At 66.6% G+C, this 18,376-nt stretch carries 13 protein-coding genes; 6 read left to right on the top strand and 7 right to left on the bottom strand.

Translation table 11 applies throughout. The annotated features are described in order from the left end of the window. Positions 1-63: 63 nt before the first annotated feature. The gene (locus QX126_RS09295; protein WP_315737759.1) at positions 64-942 is read left to right on the top strand and encodes a transporter substrate-binding domain-containing protein; all 879 of its coding nucleotides are present in this window, start codon (positions 64-66) and stop codon (positions 940-942) included. Positions 943-1,069: 127 nt separating this feature from the next. Here QX126_RS09295 and QX126_RS09290 read toward each other — a convergent pair whose 3' ends face one another. From QX126_RS09290 to QX126_RS09270, 5 genes are all read right to left on the bottom strand, one after another. Then, positions 1,070-1,738, bottom strand: coding sequence for an amino acid ABC transporter permease (locus tag QX126_RS09290; protein ID WP_315780581.1), 669 nt, complete (start codon positions 1,736-1,738; stop codon positions 1,070-1,072). Positions 1,739-1,769: 31 nt separating this feature from the next. Continuing rightward, entirely contained in the window at positions 1,770-3,020 is a 1,251-nt protein-coding gene (locus QX126_RS09285; protein ID WP_315780579.1) for an FAD-dependent oxidoreductase, read from the bottom strand. A 22-nt stretch (positions 3,021-3,042) separates the two neighbouring features. Continuing rightward, positions 3,043-3,801, bottom strand: a complete 759-nt coding sequence (locus tag QX126_RS09280; protein ID WP_315780577.1) for an SDR family NAD(P)-dependent oxidoreductase — start codon at positions 3,799-3,801, stop codon at positions 3,043-3,045. Between the two features lie 158 nt (positions 3,802-3,959). Continuing rightward, positions 3,960-4,289: a hypothetical protein gene (locus QX126_RS09275; RefSeq protein WP_315780575.1), complete on the bottom strand. Its 330-nt coding sequence runs from the start codon at positions 4,287-4,289 to the stop codon at positions 3,960-3,962. Between the two features lie 72 nt (positions 4,290-4,361). After that, positions 4,362-5,303 (bottom strand): GlxA family transcriptional regulator, encoded by a 942-nt coding sequence (locus tag QX126_RS09270; RefSeq protein ID WP_315780574.1) that lies wholly within the window; start codon positions 5,301-5,303, stop codon positions 4,362-4,364. A 158-nt stretch (positions 5,304-5,461) separates the two neighbouring features. Here QX126_RS09270 and QX126_RS09265 point away from each other — a divergent pair, with 158 nt between their 5' ends. Further along, on the top strand, positions 5,462-6,160 hold the full coding sequence (locus QX126_RS09265; protein WP_315780572.1) for a DJ-1/PfpI family protein: 699 nt from the start codon (positions 5,462-5,464) through the stop codon (positions 6,158-6,160). 88 nt (positions 6,161-6,248) lie between these two features. Here the strand turns inward: QX126_RS09265 and QX126_RS09260 are convergent, their stop codons facing one another. Then, on the bottom strand, positions 6,249-6,659 hold the full coding sequence (locus tag QX126_RS09260; protein ID WP_315755810.1) for an NADH:ubiquinone oxidoreductase subunit NDUFA12: 411 nt from the start codon (positions 6,657-6,659) through the stop codon (positions 6,249-6,251). A 162-nt stretch (positions 6,660-6,821) separates the two neighbouring features. On the opposite strand from QX126_RS09260, the gene QX126_RS09255 reads away from it, so the two are divergent. From QX126_RS09255 to QX126_RS09245, 3 genes are all read left to right on the top strand, one after another. Beyond that, complete coding sequence (locus QX126_RS09255; RefSeq protein WP_315737752.1) at positions 6,822-7,496, top strand: BA14K family protein; 675 nt, start codon at positions 6,822-6,824, stop codon at positions 7,494-7,496. Positions 7,497-7,951: 455 nt separating this feature from the next. After that, the gene (locus QX126_RS09250) at positions 7,952-10,270 is read left to right on the top strand and encodes a CHASE3 domain-containing protein (RefSeq protein WP_315780571.1); all 2,319 of its coding nucleotides are present in this window, start codon (positions 7,952-7,954) and stop codon (positions 10,268-10,270) included. Positions 10,271-10,484: 214 nt separating this feature from the next. Beyond that, on the top strand, positions 10,485-12,737 hold the full coding sequence (locus QX126_RS09245) for a CHASE3 domain-containing protein (RefSeq protein WP_315780569.1): 2,253 nt from the start codon (positions 10,485-10,487) through the stop codon (positions 12,735-12,737). Positions 12,738-12,739: 2 nt separating this feature from the next. Here the strand turns inward: QX126_RS09245 and QX126_RS09240 are convergent, their stop codons facing one another. After that, positions 12,740-13,633, bottom strand: coding sequence for a DMT family transporter (locus tag QX126_RS09240; protein WP_315780567.1), 894 nt, complete (start codon positions 13,631-13,633; stop codon positions 12,740-12,742). An 830-nt stretch (positions 13,634-14,463) separates the two neighbouring features. On the opposite strand from QX126_RS09240, the gene QX126_RS09235 reads away from it, so the two are divergent. Beyond that, positions 14,464-18,237, top strand: a complete 3,774-nt coding sequence (locus QX126_RS09235) for a vitamin B12-dependent ribonucleotide reductase (protein ID WP_315780566.1) — start codon at positions 14,464-14,466, stop codon at positions 18,235-18,237. The last annotated feature ends 139 nt before the right edge of the window (positions 18,238-18,376 follow it).

Genomic DNA, 18,376 nt, shown 5'->3' with positions numbered 1-18,376 from the left:
CATGGTTGTTGCTGGCGTGCAAGGCCGGCGCTACGCTCCGTGCTGTTGGTGCAGGAGGATTATGTGACCACGTCAGACGATCAGAAAATTTCCGAAGACCGCCGCGATGCGCTGCGCTACGCGCTCGCCATCGGCTCCGGTGCCGCGCTCGCGTCCGCCATGACGACGACGCCCGCCTCGGCGCAAGCGGCCGACAACACGCTCGACCGCGTCCGCGCCAACAAGGTGCTGCGCATCGCCGTGCTGCCGGGCGAGCTGCCCTATTTCAACAAGGACCTCGCCTCAGGCACGTGGTCGGGCTTCTCGATCGAGATGGCCAACGACATCGCCAAGCTGCTCGACGTGAAGCTCGAATATGTCGAGTCGACCTACGGCAATTCGGTGCTCGACCTGCAGGCCGGCAAGATCGATCTTGGCTTCGCGCTCAACCCGACGCCACAGCGCGCGCTGGTCATCGACTTCTGCGGCACGGTGTTTCCGCATCCGTTCGGCGCGATGCTGAAGAAGGGGATGGAGGCCAAGACCTGGGCCGACATCAACAAGCCGGAAGTGAAGATCGCCGTCGACGTCGGCTCGGCCAACGAGGCGGTGGCGCGCCGTTTTGCGCCGAACGCGACCATCAAGTCGCTGAAGTCGCGCGACGAGGTGATGCTGGAGATGGCCTCGGGCCGCGTCGACGTCGTCGTCAACGCGCTGATCCTGGGCCTCACCGCGATCGCCAAGAACCCCAATCTCGGCACCTACAAGATCCTGCAGTCGCCCTCGGTCGCGATCCCCTCCAGCATGGGCGTGCGCCGCGAGGCCGACAAGCGCTGGCGCGACTTCCTCGCGGTGTGGATCGACTACAACCGCGGCATCGGCCAGATGCGCGAATGGTTCGTCAAGGGCCTGGGGCTGGCCGGCGTCAAGGCCGAGGACGTGCCGGTCGAGGTGAATATCTAAGCGAAGCCACGCTCTCTCCTAGCGTCATTGCGAGGAGCGCAGCGACGAAGCAATCCAGGACCGCGCGTGCCGCCCTGGATTGCTACGCTTCGCTCGCAATGACGGAGGCATTCGATGATGTATCGCCTCACGCCTTGTCGTACGTCATGCCGCGCTCGAAGCGGCGGCCGAGCAGCGTCGCCGGAAACAGGATCGCGAAGTAGATCAGCGCGATGATGGTGTAGACCTCGAGCGGCCGGTAGGTGTCGGCATTGATCAGCGTCGCGTTGTAGACGAGATCCGGCACCGCGATCACCGACACCAGCGAGGTGTTCTTCAACTGCGTCACCGACTGGTTGACATAAGGCGCAAGCATCGGCTTCAGCGCCTGCGGCAGGATCACGAGCCGCATCATCCGCCACGGACGCAAGCCCAACGCGCGCGCCGCATCCCACTGCCCGCGTGGCACGCTCTCGATGCTGCCGCGCACGATCTCGGCATAGAACGCTCCGGCGTAGAGCGACAGCACGGTGACGGCGGCGACATGCGCCGGAATGTTGACGCCGATCACCACCGGGAACGCGTAGTAGAACCAGATGATCTGCACCAGCAGCGGCGTGCAGCGGAACAGCTCGATATAGCCGATCAGCAGCCAGTCGATCACGACCGGACGGCGCAGCCTGACGATGCCGACGACGAGCCCGATCACCGAGCCGAGCAGGATGGTGCCGAGCGTGTACGCCATGGTCCAGCCGAGCCCCACCCAGAACAGATGGCTGTACTTGGCGAGGATGGCGAAATCCCAGGTATAGTTCATCGCAGCTCCGGCGTAACGCGGTCGCGGCCCCTCACAGATACCGGCTCGGAGCAAAGGCGGAGGCGTCGAACGGCGGCGCCTCGCCCGCGATCATCGCGGCGATCGCCGCGCCCGTGGCCGGCCCCGTGGTGAAGCCGATGTGCTGATTGCCGAATGCAAGCCACAGGCCGGAATGGCGCGGCGCCGGCCCGATCATCGGCAGCGAATCCGGCAAGGTCGGCCGCGCGCCGCGCCAGGGCTGGGCCACGGCCTCGCCGAACTCGACCACGCCGCGCGCCAGCGGCACCACCTGCTCGAGCTGGGCGAAATTCGACGGCGCATCGCGATCGGTCAGCTCGACGCCGGAGGTGACGCGCACGCCGTTCTCCATCGGCGTCATCAGGAAGCTGCCTTCGGCGTCGTGGATCGGACGGTGCAGCATGCGCGCCGGATTGGGCGTGAACTCCTGGTGATAGCCGCGCTCGAACGCCATCGGCACGCGGTAGCCGAGCGACCTGAGAATGTCCGGCGACCACGGCCCGAGCGCGACCACGACCTGGCGGGCGCCGATCTCGCCGTCGCCGAGCACGACGCGCCAGCCATCGCCGTCGGCCAGCAAGGCCCTGATCTCGGACTGGCGCAGCACGCCGCCCGTGCCCTCGAACATGCGCGCATAGGCCTTGGTGACGTTGCCGGGCGAATCGACCGACGCCGTCTGGCTATGAAGCAGGCCGACCTTGTAGACCGGCAGCAAATTCGGCTCGAGCGCCGAAATGCCCTGGCGGTCGAGCAGCTCGCTCTTGATGCCGAATTCGGCCAGGAACGCCTGCTCGGCCTTGGCGGCTGCGATCGCATCGCTGCGCCACGCCTTGAGCCAGCCAGTCTCGCGGATGCGCTGCGGCTCGCCAGACCGGACGATCCAGTCGCGATGCAGCGTCAGCGACGCGCCGATCAGGCCATGCAGCGCGGTCGCGCGCGGCTTGACGCGGGACTCCACGGCATTGGCGAGGAAGCGCAGCACCCATTCGAGGTTGCGCAGAGTCCACGATGGATCCCAGCGCACGGCCGCGCTCCGATTGCGGAGATAGGACGGCAACGCCGAGAACAGCGAGGGCTTGTTGAGCGGCAGGATCGAGCCGGAGGAGAGAATGCCGGCATTGCCATACGATGTCTCCTCGCCCGGCGCCTTGCGGTCGACCAGCACCACCGAGAACCCACGCTCCCGGATGGCGTAGGCGGAGGAGACGCCGACGATCCCCGCTCCCAGCACGACCACGTCGGCTGTCTGCTGCATACGCTCCATCGTCTCTCGATCCATCCGCCGTTTACATCAGGGTCAGGCCGCCATCGACCGGCAGCACCGCGCCGGTGACGTGGCCGGCATCTTTCGACAGCAAGAAGGCGACAGCCGCGGCGATGTCGTCGGGCTCGGCGAGGCGCTGTTGCGGATTGGCAGACACCGCCGTCTGCCACGCGGCCGGATCGAGCGAGCCGAGCCGTCCCGCATCCTTGCGCGTATAGCCGGGCACGACGACATTCGCCGTGCCGCCGCACGCAGCCAGCTCGATGGCCAGACATTTCACCAGCGCCTCCAGCGCCGCCTTGGCGGCGGCCGAGGCCGGGAAGGTGCCGCCCGGCACGAAGCGGTGCGCGACGAAGCTGGAGATCGCGACCACGCGCGCATGGGTGCTCTGCACGAGGTCCGGGAGCGCGGCGCTGGCAAGCTCATGAAAGGCCGCCGGCATCACTGCGAGCGAGCGGTCGAGCCCGTCGCGCGGCAGATCGCGAAAGCTGCGGCGGTCGGCAAAGCCAGCGGCATGCACCACCGCGTCGATCCGGCCGAAACGCGTTCGTGCCGCAGCCGCCAAACCGGTGGCAACGCCCTGCCTGGCCAAGTCACCGCAATGAAACTCGGCTTCGGCGCCGGCCTCCCGGCACGCCACGGCGACGTCCCGCAGACGCGCGAGACCCGGTTCGTCAGCCCCCTGCCCGTGCAGCATCACGGCCTGCCCCGGCGCGGCCAGGCGGCGCGCCACGGCAGCGCCGATGCCGGCCCCGCTGCCGGTGATGATGGTGACACGCATCGCGCCCTGGTCTGCCCCTCGTTTCGCGGGGCGGACTATAGGTCCCGGACCTGCCGATGCCAACACGCGGACGGACATGCGCCGATGTCCGCCGCGCGGGACTGCCTGTTACCTCAGACGTTCGGAACCGTCCGAGCGAAGCTGATAAAATCAGTTGCTCAGCATTTGGCGCCGACGCTGCACGTCTTGGTCGACTGGGAGATCGTGCCGCCGGCCGTGCGGCATGCGGCGGCATTGGCGTTCACGCAGGCCACCTTCACCGACGTGCAGCCCGCATGATCGTTCTTCACACATTGCGTCTCGCTATAGGTGCTCAGCACGCTGCCGCCCTTCTTGCAGACGCACATTCCGGTGAGTTCGGCCTTCGCCGCAAAAGCGCTGTCGAGACCGCCGACCACGGCAGCAACGAATAAAATCAGGTAAAGCAATACGCGCATCGTATCCTCCATGAACAGTGGCAATGCGCTCACTATGAGCGTTTCCTGCATGTGACACAACTTTAAATTGTTTGAATTGCCAACGAGGATCTCTGCCCGCGGCTCCTCGTCCGCTGATGCAGGTCAGGTGGTGACGCGTGCCGCGCGCCGCAGGGCCTGCGGCGGCTGGCCGAAGGCGCGAATGAAGGCGCGACGCATCCGCTCAGGATCGCGAAAGCCGGTCGCTTCCGCCACTAGCTCGATCGGCTGATGCGAGGCCTGCACCCGATCGCGCGCCACTTCCAGCCGCAGACGCTCGATCGCCTTCGACGGCGTGGTGCCGGTCTCGGCGACGAAGGCGCGGGTGAAATGCCGCGTGCTCATGCCGGCACGCTCGGCGAGATCGTCGACGGTCAGCGGGGCATCGAGGTGCTCCCGCGCCCAGGTGAGCAGATCCGCAAAACGGCCGCTCGGCGCCTTCAGCTCCAGCAGCGAGGAGAACTGCGACTGCCCACCGCTGCGGCGATGATACAGTACGAGCTGCCGTGCCGTCTTCTGCGCGATCTCCTCGCCGTGGTCGTCGGCGACCATGGCAAGCGCGAGATCGATGCCGGCAGTGATCCCAGCCGAGCTCCAGACATTGCCGTCGCGGACATAGATGCTGTCAGGCTCGAGCTTCACATGGGGGTAGGCGCGCAGGAACTGCCGCGTGCGCTGCCAATGCGTCGTCGCGCGCCGCCCGTCCAGCAGGCCCGCTTCGGCCAGCACGAAGGCGCCGGAACAGATGCTGGCAAGACGGGTGCCGCGCTGCGCGACCTTACGGACGAAGTTCAGCGTGCATGCGTTGCGGCTCGCCGCTTCCACGCCCTCGCCGCCGGCGATCAGCAGCGTGGTCAGCGCCGACACCGGACCGAATTTGCGCGCCAACATCTCGGCCCCCGACGACGACCGCACGGGTCCGGGCGTGGCGGCGACGACCCTGATCGATGGCGTGGCGCGCGCATAGCGCGAAGCGATCTCGAACACCGAGATCGGCCCGGCGGCGTCGAGCAACTGAAAATCGGGATAGATGAGCACGCCGATCATGGTGGATGGCTCCGTGATCTCAAGTCCGTGATCCCAAGTCCGCGATCCCAGGTGTGAAATCCAAGTCTGTCCGGAAACGAGGGAACTTTGGCATATCAGCCATCCAGCGGACCATGCAGAATGACGGCCGTCAAGCACCAGACCCTGCGAGCACCGCCATGGCCCAACCGCTCTCGATCGCTCTCGTCCTGTTTCCACATCTGACCCAGCTCGATCTCACCGGTCCGGTGCAGGTGTTCTCCAGCGTGCCCGGCGCGACGCTGCATCTGGCGTGGAAGAGGATCGAGCCCATTCCGACAGACTCGGTTCTCACTCTGATGCCGACCACGACCTTCGCCGACTGTCCGCAGGCGGACGTGATCTGCGTTCCCGGCGGCTTCGGCGTCGACGCCATCCTCGATGACGACGAGGTCATCGGCTTCATGCGCCGCCTGGCCGAAAAGGCCAGGTACGTCACGTCGGTCTGCACGGGCTCGCTCGCGCTCGGCGCCGCCGGCCTGCTGGATGGCTATCGCGCGGCGACCCATTGGAGCGCGCGCGAGTGCCTGCCGGTGTTCGGCGCGACCGTCAGCACCGAGCGCGTCTGCATCGACCGCAACCGGATCACCGGCGGAGGCGTCACGGCCGGCATCGACTTCGCGCTGACCCTGGTGGCGCAGTTGGTCGATCGTCAGACGGCGGAGGCGATCCAGCTCAGGCTCGAATACAATCCGGCGCCCCCTTTCACCGCCGGTTCCCCCGACACGGCACCGCCCGAAGTGGTGTCACGCATGCTGGAGCGGATCGCACCGTCCCGGAAGCGGCGGATTGCGGCGGCGGAGCATGCGGCGGCCGCCCTCAGGACCAACCCGACGTAGCGCAGGCTTGGCAGGCTCCCGAAAGCAAAGAGGCCGCCCGGAGCTGGGGGCGGCCTCTTCCGATCGGATCATCTTGAGCGAAATCGAATCAGCTGCCAGGAGTCCAGGGCTGATAATCACCGGTGGCCTTTGGCCTGCGACCGCTGGCCAAGGTCGAGCCGGCCGGGCGATACGCCAGAGCAGTCCCCGTCAGGTTCGGCTGATGCGGCTTTTCCCACTCGCGCGGCTTGTAGCCGTCCTGAGTCGGCGGCACGTCGACCATGTGATGCATCCAGGCGTGCCATTCGGGCGGAATGCGGCTGGCTTCGGCCAGGCCGTTGTAGATCACCCACCTGCGCTCGAAATGCAGCACCGGATCGATCTTGCCGCCGGCGGTCCGGTAATAGCGGTTGCCTTGTGCATCCTGCCCCACGAGCTCGCCGAACCGCCAGGTCCACAATTGCGTGCCGAAAGTCTGGCCGTTCCACCACGTGAAGAGCTTGAGAAAGAACTGTTTCATGGGCTTGGGGCCGGTTCTGTGAAGGTCCCGGCTCTGATGCCACCCCGCCCGCATCTTGTCCAGTGTTGCACCGCCTCCGCCCGCGACGATGTATCGGTTCGCGGCGGGGAACGACATCGGCGGCCTGCGGTTAGGTCATTTTCCCCTGATGGAGCGATAGCGATGACCAGACTGAAGACATGGAGCACTGCGGCGGCAGTGGCGCTGATTCTGCCGCTGGCGGCAGCGACGACGAGCTTTGCCCAGGGTCCCGGCGGCGGCGGTCGTGGTCCGGGCGGTGGTGGTGCCGCCATCGGCGGTGGCGGGGGCGGTGGCGGTGGCGCGGCTATCGGTGGTGGTGGCGGCGGCGCGATCGGCGCCGGCGGACGCGGCGGCTTTGCGGCCGGCCCGGGTGGCGGCGGCATGAGCGGCGGCAGCTTCGCCGGACGCGCAGCCGTTGGCGGCGCAGCCCTGGCGGGCCGCGGCCCGGCGGCCGGCGCCAACGTCGCCGTCAACACTGGTGGCGGCCGCGGCAACTGGAGCGGCGGCAATTGGAGTGGCGGCGGCTGGCAGGGCGGTCACCGTGGCGGCTGGCATCGCCGCGGCGGCGGCTTCTGGCCGGGTGTCGGCGTTGGCGTCGGGATCGGATTGGGTAGCAGCTATGCCTACTACAATGATCCGTATTATTACGGGCCCGACTATTACTCCGACTACTCGTACTATGACGACTCCGCGCCTGTCGCCGTCATCGGAACCGAAGGCGTCGACCCGAGCTATTGCGCACGCCGGTACCGCTCGTATGATCCGGCTTCGGGAACCTATCTCGGCTATGACGGTTTTCGCCATCCATGCCCGTAAGAGTCTGACGTAGTAGCTGCGACAATAAGGCGGCGAGGCTATGCTCGCCGCCTTTTTCGCGCCGCATTGTTGTTTGTTCTGTGTCTGAAGCGCCACGTTGTAGGCTGATTTTCGCCCATATTCCAAAATGTGCCCCGCGACATGCAGATGATCCGCCCGTTCCGGTCCAATATCGTTTGAGCTCGTGATTCTGCCCGTTCGGGCCGTTTCGCAGGCTTGGTTGACATCTGTTGATGGACACATGGATTTTCGCGGGACTCGCGCAGTGCAAACGCCGCGGGTGAGCGGCTTGGGCCTGCCGCCCGCGAACGCGCCAGGAACTTCGAACAAGGAGGCGCGCCTTGCCGACATATCTTCACTGCTTGGACGCAGCTGCATCGCAACTCGGATGCATGTGGCCGGCCGCGGTGATCCCCGGCCCAGCTGGCGGACATGTCGATGATTGAGAAACGCAGATGACCTATCAGCGCCTCGCATTGGGGCTCGGTCTTGGAACGCTGCTGGCGATCGGCGCTGCGTCCACGGCGCTCGACATCAAGTCGCGCCACGACGCGGCCTGGGTGAATTCCTCGCTGGACATCCTGCAGAAGACCTCCGATCTGCGCCTGCTGCTCCGCGAAGCGGAAGCGACCTCTCGCGGCTACGCGCTCATCGCTGACGATCAGTTCAGGACGGAGTTTGCCGATGTCAGCACGAGAATCCCGGTCGCTGTGGCCGAGCTGCGGCGCGCCGTGGCCGACAATCCCGAACCGCTGGAGCTTCTGACCGAGACCGAAGCCCTGATTGCCCGCAGGGTCGAGCTCGCTGCGGAGCTGATCCGGTTGCGCGCCGCCTCGGATCGTGCGGGGCTCGAAGCGCTCAGAAGCCGCGCCGAAGGCCCGGCGACCATGAGCGAGATCACGGCCCATCTCGACCGTTTCGTTGCCGATCAGCGCAAGCTGCTGACGCAGCGTTCGATGACGTCGAAGGCCACCGGATCGCTGCTGCTCACGATCGACCTGTGCGGCCTCGCGCTGCTGCTGATCATCGCCTTCTACCTCATCCGGCGGACGTATCTGCACGATCGTGCGCTGCGCGCGTCCCTGGTCCGCTCCGAAGCCGAGGCCATCTCGCTGGCGGAAAAGGCCGAGCAGCAGCATCTCGACTTGATCGCCGCCCATGAGAGGCTGCGCCATTCCGCCGACATCCTGCAGAGCACGTTCAACAGCATGGCGGAGGGCGTGCTCGTCATCGATGCCGCGGACACCGTGGTATTCTCGAACCCCGCGGTCGAACATCTGCTCGGCTACAGCCCGGGAAAGAATCTGACCGACGTCCGCGCGCACCTCCGCGTCTACGAAAGCGACGGCGTGACGCCGGTCGCAGCGCACGACCTGCCGACGCCGCGAGCCTTGCGGGGCGAGAGCTTCGACCGCCGCGAGCTGATCGTCTACCGGACCGACCGGGACGAGACGCTGCGGCTGATGATCTCCGGCCGCCCGCTGCGCGACGCCGCCGGCGGCATTACCGGCGCGGCGATGGTCTATCACGACATCACTACGGCGCACGAGACCGAGCGGCTGCTGCAGCAGGCGCAGAAGCTGGATGCGATCGGCAAGCTCACCGGCGGCGTCGCACACGACTTCAACAACATGCTGACGATCATTACCGGCACCATCGAGACGCTGGCCGACGAGGTGAAAGACCGCCCCGCCGCCGCGGCGACCGCCGCGCTGATCGGACAGGCGGCAGACCGCTGCACCGAGCTGATCCGGCATCTGCTCGCCTTCGCCCGCAAGCAGCCGCTGCATCCGCGCGACAGCGACGTCAACAGCACGATCCTCGACATCGCAAAGCTGCTGCGTCCGACGCTTGGCGAGCAGATCGAGATCAATTCGATCCTCGAAGAGGAGACGCTGATCACGCATATCGACTCGGCGCAGCTCGCCAACTCGCTGGTCAACATGGCGATCAACGCCCGCGACGCGATGCCCAATGGCGGCAAGCTGCTGCTGGAATCGCGCCGGGTGGAGCTCGATGAGGCCTATGCCTCAGCCAACGCCGGCGTGACGCCCGGATCCTATGTCATGGTCGCCGTCAGCGACACGGGTACTGGCATGTCGCCGGAGGTCCGCGACCGCGCCTTCGAGCCCTTCTTCACGACGAAGGAAGCCAGCAAGGGCTCCGGCCTCGGTCTCAGCATGGTCTACGGCTTCGTCAAGCAATCCGGCGGCCACATCAAGATCTACAGCGAGGAAGGACGGGGCACCACGATCCGGCTCTACATCCCCACACCCAAGGGACAGGCTGCGAGCCCCGCTCCGCCCGAGCCGCCGCCGCCGCGCGGCGAGGAGACGATCTTCATCGTCGAGGACGATCCACTGGTGCAGGATTTCGTCGTCACGCAGTTGCAGAGCCTCGGCTACAAGACCATCACCGCATCGACCGGAGTCGAGGCGCTGGCCAAGATCGACTCCGGCCAAAGCTTCGATCTCCTCTTCACCGACGTCATCATGCCCGGCGGCGTCAACGGCAAGGAGCTCGCCGAGGAGGCGCTGCGGCAGCGGCCCGGCACCAAGGTGCTGTACACGTCCGGCTATACCGACAATGCGATGGTCGAGCACGGCCGCCTCGACCAGGCGGCGCTGCTGCTCACCAAGCCCTATCGCAAGTCGGAGCTCGCCAAGATGGTGCGGCTCGCGCTGGCCGGCGCCGCCGCGGACGCCTTGGCCGATGATGCCTTGGCCGAGAACGCCTTTTCCGAGGACGCGCCGACGCGCGCTCGCTTCTCCTGACTTGACCATCGCGCGGATTGGAACTGCAATCATCACGGAGCTTGGCGCCACAAATTCCGATGGAAACCGACCCCATGCAATTGGCAGGACGCGCCGCGCTGCTTACAACTCACGACATTGGCTGACCGAACTATTCGCCATTCACGATAGGGCAAGTCATAGTCACGATGCTGCTTGATCGACCGAGCGCATCCCGCGCCATTGGAAGCCACCGATGATCCGCCGGCGCGTGGTCATCAGGCTCGGCCTTGGAACTCTGCTCGCGATCGGCGCCGCGTCGACGGGGCTGGACATCAAGGCGCGCAACGACACCGCCCTGGTCGAGCACACGATGGAGGTGCTGGAGAAATCCTCCGAGCTCCGCGTCCTGCTGCGGCAGGCAGAAGCGGCCTCGCGCGGCTTCGCATTGTCCGGAGCCGACCGGTTCATCACCGAGCTTCGGGAGACGAGCGGATTTATCCCTGCGGCCTGGGCGGACCTGCAGGGGCTCGTCCGGGATAATTCCTCGCAGCGCGAGCGGCTGCGATCGATTGACGGCATCGTGCAGCGGCGCATCCAGCTTGCCGGCGAGTTGATCCGTCGTCACGCGGCGAACGATCGCGACGGCCTGCAGGCGGCGGCGGCGAGCGCGGCCGGTCCGGCGGCGATGACGACGATCAACCAGGCACTCGACGCCTTCACCGACGACGAGCGCCGGCTGCTGGCGGACCGCGCCACGATCTCGCGACGGACCGGATCCTGGCTGCTGGCGATCGACCTCGCCGGCGTCGGCCTGCTGCTCCTGATGTCGGCCTATCTCGTCCGGCGCGCTCATCTTTCCGACCGGGCGCTGCGCTCGTCCCTCACCCGGTCGCAGGAGACCGCGACCTCGCTGGAAGCCCAGGCCGTGCAGCAGCGCGGCGATCTCGCCGCCGCCTATGACGAGCTGCGCCGCTTCTCCGCCATTCTCACGAACACCTTCAACAGCATGGCCGAGGGCGTCCTCGTCGTCGATCCCGAAGGCACGATCATGCTGTCGAACCAGGCGGTGGGACGTTTCTTGGGAACGAATGTGGGCGAGACCTTCGTCGAGATGCTGGCCGCAAACGAGTTCTACGAGAGCGACGCCGTCACCCGCATCGTCGACGAGGAGCTCCCGATCGCGTGCGCCTTGCGCGGGCTGTCGTTCGACCGCCGCGAGGTCGTGGTCAAGCCGACCGACGGCCGGCCGCAGTTTCGCCTGATGGTCAGCGGGCGGCCGCTGCGCAATTCCGCGGGCGCGATCAGCGGCGCGGCGCTGGTGTATCACGACGTCACCGACGTGCATGAGACCGAGCGCCTGCTGCAGCAGGCGCAGAAGCTCGATGCCATCGGCAAGCTCACCGGCGGCGTCGCGCACGACTTCAACAACATGCTGACGATCATCACCGGGTCGATCGAGGTCCTGATCGACGCGGTGCAGGACCGGCCGGCGGCGGCCGAGTTCGCGGCCCTGATCGGCAGGGCCACCGATCGCTGCACCGAGCTCATCCGGCATCTGCTCGCCTTCGCCCGCAAGCAGCCGCTACGTCCGCGCGACATCGACGTCAACGCCACGGTGGAGGACATCGCCAAGCTGCTGCGGCCGACCCTCGGCGAGCAGGTCGAGATCAGGACCGTTCTCGCCGACGAGGATCTCATCGCTCATGTCGATTCCGCGCAGCTCGCGAACGCGCTGGTCAACATGGCGATCAACGCGCGCGATGCGATGCCCGACGGCGGCAGGCTGCGCCTGGAGACGATGAAGACCGCGCTCGACGAGGCCGACGCAGCCGCCAATCCCGGCATCGTGCCCGGCTCCTACGTCATGGTCGCGGTCAGCGACACCGGCAGCGGCATGCCACGGGAGGTGAAGGATCGCGCCTTCGAGCCGTTCTTCACCACCAAGGATGCCGGCAAGGGCTCCGGTCTCGGCCTCAGCATGGTCTATGGCTTCGTCAGGCAGTCCGGCGGCCACCTCAAGCTTCAGAGCGAGCAGAACCGCGGCACGACGATCCGGCTCTATCTGCCGGCGGCTCAGGCGGTGCAGCAGATCGAGCCGGAGCACGAGCAGGCGCTGCCGCATGGCCGCGAGACGATCCTGGTGGTCGAGGACGATCCGCTGGTGCGCGACTTCGTGCTCGCCCAGTTGCAGGGCCTCGGCTACACCACCCTCGTCGCCTCGCAGGCCACGGAGGCGCTGGCCATCGCCGCGCAGAGCCAGCCCTTCGACCTGCTGTTCACCGACGTCATCATGCCCGGCGGCATCAGCGGCCGGCAGCTGGCCGAAACCATGATGACGACGCGCCCCGCGCTCCGGGTGCTCTACACCTCCGGCTACACCGACGATGCGATCGCCGAGAACCGGCAGCTTGTGCCGGACGCGCTGCTGCTGACCAAGCCCTATCGCCGCGCCGAGCTCGCGCAGATGGTGCGGCAGGCGCTGGACGGCAGGCCGGCGGGCGGCTGACGCTAGCCGCGGGTCGCCATCGCCACCGCAGCCAGCGTGAAGGCCAACGCGGCCACCTGCCCTGCCCCGAGCGGCTCGCGCAGCGCGATCGCGGAGGCCAAGACACCGATCACCGGCACCGCCATGGTGCCGATCGCCGCGACGGAAGCCGGCAGCCGCGACAGCGCCGCGAACCACGCGACATAGGCGACGCAGAACTGGATCACGGTGGAATAGAACATCAGCGCCCAGTCGAGCTGGTCGAGCTTCGTCCAGTCGGAGTGCTCGACCACGAATCCGACGATCACGATCGGCACGCAGCCGATGCCGATCTGCCAGGCCGCCGCCGACACCGGCGGCAGCCTGATCGGGAGCTTCTTGGCCATGACCGTGCCGAGCGCGAAGCCGAACGCGCCGCCGAGCACCATCAGGATGCCCGGCAGCTTGTCGCGGCTGGCGGTGAGCCCGTTGCTGCCCATGATCGAGGCCAGCCCCGCGAAGGCCAGCACCAGCGCGAGCACGCGCAAGAGCGTCGGCCGCTCGCCCAGGATCGGCCACGCCAGCAGCGAGGCCCACACCGGCATGGTGTAGGCGATCAGCGCCGCCTCGCTCGCCGGCAGCCACAGCAGCGCCAGCCCCATCAGCACCATCCAGGCGGTGACGTTGAGCATCCCGGCCAGGATGAGCCGCGGCCAGACCTCGCGCGGCACGTCAAGGCTCTGGCTGCGGATGACGGCCAGCAGCGCCAACAGCAGCGCGCCGACCACCCCGGTGGTGCCGCGCAGGGTCAGGGGCGGCAGCACGCCGACCAGGTGCTTGGTGACCGGCCAGTTGAAGCCCCAGCCAAGCGAGGTGATGGCGAGGAACATCAGCCCGGCGGGCGTGATCCGCCCGCTGGCCACTGGCTTGTCTGTCATGGAATCACCGGCACCGTCCGTGGGACGATGAGCTTGCCGGCGTTTTTCCGGCCACACCAGGGATTGTGGGGCATGCCAGCCCCGCGAACGCTCCGTAGGGGCCCGTGAGTCCCGCCGATGCAAGCAAAACACGTCGTCCGCACGCGAATAAATCTGCCCCTGTGAACAGCGGGACGAAGCCCTGTGGACAGCGCTCCGGGCAAATTTTTTCGGTTTCGAATCCGCGAGGACTCGCCGATAGTTACGGCCATCACGGTACCGGCACGCGCCCTGGTTTTCCCGTACTTTCCCCCATATTTAGTGTTTGATTAGGGAACCCCCACTAGTCCTTGACGTGGGAAGCGGAGTCGTCCTAGCTTCCGGCCGGTTCGGCGCACAGTCAGTTTCGGGTCTGGCCGGCCGCTTCCCAGCAGGGTTCGAGGACAATCACGCTCTTTGGCCAGTCGGCCCGGCGTGCGGGGCCTCGTCTGTCCCAGGCTGGGACGGTGGCAGCCGGTGTCCCCTTAAGGGAACCCCACTAGATGTGGGGGCTCCCCTGCGGTGACGACGGAGCCGGATGGCGGGCGTGATGCGTTGAGAGCGTGATGCGTTGAGACGGCGGCGCGGGCAGCGGACGGGCTGCACGGGCCGGCGAGGAAAGACGGGGCGAGACGCCGGTCAACGGCGCAAGGCCTTCGCCTTCGAGGCTGAACAGATGCGGACCGGGCAACCGGTTGAACTGCGGCGGCAGACGAATTTTCCGGCAGCGTCCGGGGACTTCCAGCCGTCGCCCTTGGATGCAATGATCCCGGCCGCCAAGCGCGGTCCGGCAAGAACTATTGGGGCTCGCGATGCGGATTGAACGGCGCAACACCACCGAAGGACAGTCGCCCTATGCAGGGATCGACTTCCGCCTGACCACGTCCGAGATCAAGAATCCGGATGGATCCGTGGTGTTCCGGCTCGAGAATGTCGAGGTGCCCGAGTTCTGGTCGCAGGTCGCCTCCGACGTGCTGGCGCAGAAGTATTTCCGCAAGGCGGGCGTCGCCGCGCGCCTGAAGAAGGTCGAGGAAGAGACCGTGCCGTCCTGGCTGTGGCGCTCGGTGCCGGACACCGAGGCGCTGGCCGCTCTCCCTGAGAACGAGCGCTACGGCAGCGAGCGCTCCGCCAAGCAGGTGTTCGACCGCCTCGCCGGCTGCTGGACCTATTGGGGCTGGAAGGGCAGCTACTTCTCGTCGGAGGAGGATGCGGTCGCGTTCTACGACGAGCTCCGCTTCATGCTCGCCAAGCAGATGGTCGCGCCGAACTCGCCGCAATGGTTCAACACCGGTCTCCATTGGGCCTATGGCATCGACGGCCCCGGCCAGGGCCACTATTACGTCGACTACAAGACCGGCAAGCTGACCAAGTCGAAATCGTCCTACGAGCATCCGCAGCCGCACGCCTGCTTCATCCAGGGCGTCGAGGACGACCTCGTCAATGACGGCGGCATCATGGACCTGTGGGTGCGCGAGGCACGCCTGTTCAAATACGGCTCCGGCACCGGCTCCAACTTCTCGCGGCTGCGCGGCGAAGGCGAGCGGCTGTCGGGCGGCGGCCGCTCGTCCGGCCTGATGAGCTTCCTCAAGATCGGCGACCGCGCCGCCGGCGCCATCAAGTCGGGCGGCACCACCCGCCGCGCCGCCAAGATGGTGGTGGTCGACGCCGACCATCCGGACATCGAGGCCTATATCGACTGGAAGGTGAAGGAGGAGCAGAAGGTCGCCGCGCTGGTCACCGGCTCCAAGATCAACCAGAAGCACCTCAAGGCCGTGATGAAGGCCTGCGTCAATTGCGAGGGCTCCGGCGACGACTGCTTCGATCCCGAGAAGAACCCTGCCCTGCGCCGCGAGATCAAGCTCGCGCGCCGCGCGCTGGTGCCCGACAACTACATCAAGCGGGTCATCCAGTTCGCCAAGCAGGGCTACAAGGACATCGACTTCCCGATCTACGACACGGACTGGGATTCGGAAGCGTATCTCACGGTGTCCGGCCAGAACTCCAACAACTCGGTGTCGCTGAAGGACGACTTCCTGCGCGCGGTCGAGACCGACGGCGACTGGAATCTGATCGGCCGCACCAACAAGAAGGTCGTCAAGACGCTGAAGGCGCGCGACCTCTGGGAGAAGATCGGCCACGCCGCCTGGGCCAGCGCCGATCCGGGCCTGCACTTCAACACCACGATGAACGACTGGCACACCTGCAAGGCGTCCGGCGACATCCGCGCGTCCAATCCGTGCTCGGAATACATGTTCCTGGACGACACGGCGTGCAACCTGGCCTCGGCCAACCTGCTGACCTTCTACAACACGGAAACGAAGCACTTCGACGTCGGCGCCTATGAGCATCTCTGCCGGCTCTGGACGGTCGTGCTCGAGATCTCCGTGCTGATGGCGCAGTTCCCGTCGAAGGCGATCGCCGAGCTGTCCTACGAGTTCCGCACGCTCGGCCTCGGCTACGCCAATATCGGCGGCCTGTTGATGACCATGGGCCTGCCCTACGACAGCAAGGAAGGCCGCGCGCTGTGCGGCGCGCTCTCGGCGATCATGACCGGCATCGCCTACAAGACCTCGGCGGAGATGGCCGGCGAGCTCGGCCCCTTCCCCGGCTACAAGAAGAACGCCGCGCACATGCTGCGCGTCATCAAGAACCATCGCCGGGCCGCGCGCGGCGAGGCGACCGGCTACGAGGCGCTCTCGGTCGCGCCCGTGCCGCTCGATCACGCCCACTGCCCGCAGGTCTCGCTGGTCAGCCACGCCATCCAGGCCTGGGACGACGCGCTCACGCTCGGCGAGACCAACGGCTATCGCAACGCCCAGGTCACCGTGGTCGCCCCGACCGGCACCATCGGCCTGGTGATGGATTGCGACACCACCGGCATCGAGCCTGATTTCGCGCTGGTGAAGTTCAAGAAGCTGGCCGGCGGCGGCTACTTCAAGATCATCAACCGCGCCGTTCCCGCAGCCCTGCGCGTGCTCGGCTATCGCGAGAGCGAGATCGCCGAGATCGAGGCCTATGCGGTCGGCCACGGCTCGCTGTCGAACGCCCCCGGCGTCAACGCCACGACCCTGAGGGCCAAGGGCTTTACGGACGAAGCCATCGCCAAGGTCGAGAAGGCGCTGCCGACCGCGTTCGACATCAAGTTCGTGTTCAACAAGTGGACCCTCGGCGAGGACTTCATCGTCAAGCACCTCGGCGTCACCACTGATGCGATCGCCGCCCCCACCTTCGACCTGCTCACGGCGATCGGCTTCACCAAGCGCGAGATCGAGGCCGCCAACGTGCACATCTGCGGCGCGATGACGGTCGAGGGCGCCCCGCATTTGAAGGCCGAGCATTACGCGGTGTTCGATTGCGCCAACCCCTGCGGCAAGATCGGCAAGCGCTATCTCTCGGTCGAGAGCCACATCCGCATGATGGCGGCGGCGCAGCCGTTCATCTCGGGCGCGATCTCCAAGACCATCAACATGCCGAACGACGCCACGGTCGAGGACTGCAAGGCGGCGTATCTGCTGTCGTGGAAGCTCGCGCTGAAGGCCAACGCGCTCTACCGCGACGGCTCGAAGCTGTCGCAGCCGCTCAACTCGCAGCTCATCGCCGACGACGAGGACGAGGACGATGCGGTCGAGTCCTTCTACGAGAAGCCGATGGCCGCGCGCGCCACGCAGGTTTCGGAGAAGATCGTCGAGAAGCTGGTCGAGCGCATCGTCGTGATGCGCGAGCGCGAGAAGATGCCGGATCGCCGCAAGGGCTACACCCAGAAGGCGGTCGTCGGCGGGCACAAGGTGTACTTGCGCACCGGCGAGTATGACGACGGCCGTCTCGGCGAGATCTTCATCGACATGCACAAGGAGGGCGCGGCGCTGCGCTCCTTCATCAACAACTTCGCCATCGCGGTGTCGCTGGGTCTGCAGTACGGCGTGCCGCTGGAGGAGTATGTCGACGCCTTCACCTTCACCCGCTTCGAGCCGGCAGGTCCCGTGCAGGGCAACGACTCGATCAAATACGCGACGTCGATCCTCGACTACGTGTTCCGCGAGCTCGCCGTCAGCTACATGTCGCGCTTCGACCTCGCCCATGTCGACCCCTCCGAGAGCAACTTTGACGCGCTCGGCCGCGGCGTCGACGAAGGCAAGCCGTCGGAGGACGGGAGCCAGCAGGCCGCGAGGTACGTGTCGCGCGGCCTGACCCGCTCCCGCACCGACAATCTCGTCGTGATGCGCGGCGGCTCTTCCTCACCCTCCCCTGCAGGGGGAGGGTCGATCGGAAGCGCAGCTTCCGATCGGGGTGGGGTGACTGTCACCGCCCTCTCCCATGCCCGCGCCGGCGATTCCGTCGAAGGCGCCACCGCCCTGAAGCAGGAGCCGCAGCACGACCTCTCGCCCACCGAGAAGCTCGAGGCCCTGCAATGGAGCAAGGCCGGCACGGCGAACGCCCAGGTCGCCTCAAAGGCCGAACGCCGCGCCGAAGCCAAGGCCAAGGGCTACGAAGGCGAGATGTGCTCGGAGTGCGGCAACTTCACCCTGGTGCGGAATGGCACCTGTATGAAGTGCGATACGTGCGGAAGCACGACGGGGTGTTCTTAATACAAGGCACCGCCTGCTGCTCAGCGCAGCAGATAACGTATGAATGACAACAAGAGTTTGCGGCGAGCCCTGAGCTTCGCCGCAAGCTGCTAAGACGAACGAAAAGTGAATCAACGTATCCGACTAGCAATATGCAATG

It is taken from the genome of Bradyrhizobium sp. SZCCHNPS1003 (assembly GCF_032381555.1).
Lineage (GTDB): Bacteria > Pseudomonadota > Alphaproteobacteria > Rhizobiales > Xanthobacteraceae > Bradyrhizobium.
This window is presented reverse-complemented; position numbering and strand designations above follow the sequence as displayed.

Bases quoted from the DNA above. Each gene is read 5' to 3' on its own strand.
- QX126_RS09290 (WP_315780581.1), bottom strand. From the start codon at position 1,738: ATGAACTATACCTGGGATTTCGCCATCCTCGCCAAGTACAGCCATCTG.
- QX126_RS09285 (WP_315780579.1), bottom strand. From the start codon at position 3,020: ATGGAGCGTATGCAGCAGACAGCCGACGTGGTCGTGCTGGGAGCGGGG.
- QX126_RS09280 (WP_315780577.1), bottom strand. From the start codon at position 3,801: ATGCGTGTCACCATCATCACCGGCAGCGGGGCCGGCATCGGCGCTGCC.
- QX126_RS09275 (WP_315780575.1), bottom strand. From the start codon at position 4,289: ATGCAGGAAACGCTCATAGTGAGCGCATTGCCACTGTTCATGGAGGAT.
- QX126_RS09270 (WP_315780574.1), bottom strand. From the start codon at position 5,303: ATGATCGGCGTGCTCATCTATCCCGATTTTCAGTTGCTCGACGCCGCC.
- QX126_RS09265 (WP_315780572.1), top strand. From the start codon at position 5,462: ATGGCCCAACCGCTCTCGATCGCTCTCGTCCTGTTTCCACATCTGACC.
- QX126_RS09260 (WP_315755810.1), bottom strand. From the start codon at position 6,659: ATGAAACAGTTCTTTCTCAAGCTCTTCACGTGGTGGAACGGCCAGACT.
- QX126_RS09255 (WP_315737752.1), top strand. From the start codon at position 6,822: ATGACCAGACTGAAGACATGGAGCACTGCGGCGGCAGTGGCGCTGATT.
- QX126_RS09250 (WP_315780571.1), top strand. From the start codon at position 7,952: ATGACCTATCAGCGCCTCGCATTGGGGCTCGGTCTTGGAACGCTGCTG.
- QX126_RS09245 (WP_315780569.1), top strand. From the start codon at position 10,485: ATGATCCGCCGGCGCGTGGTCATCAGGCTCGGCCTTGGAACTCTGCTC.
- QX126_RS09240 (WP_315780567.1), bottom strand. From the start codon at position 13,633: ATGACAGACAAGCCAGTGGCCAGCGGGCGGATCACGCCCGCCGGGCTG.
- QX126_RS09235 (WP_315780566.1), top strand. From the start codon at position 14,464: ATGCGGATTGAACGGCGCAACACCACCGAAGGACAGTCGCCCTATGCA.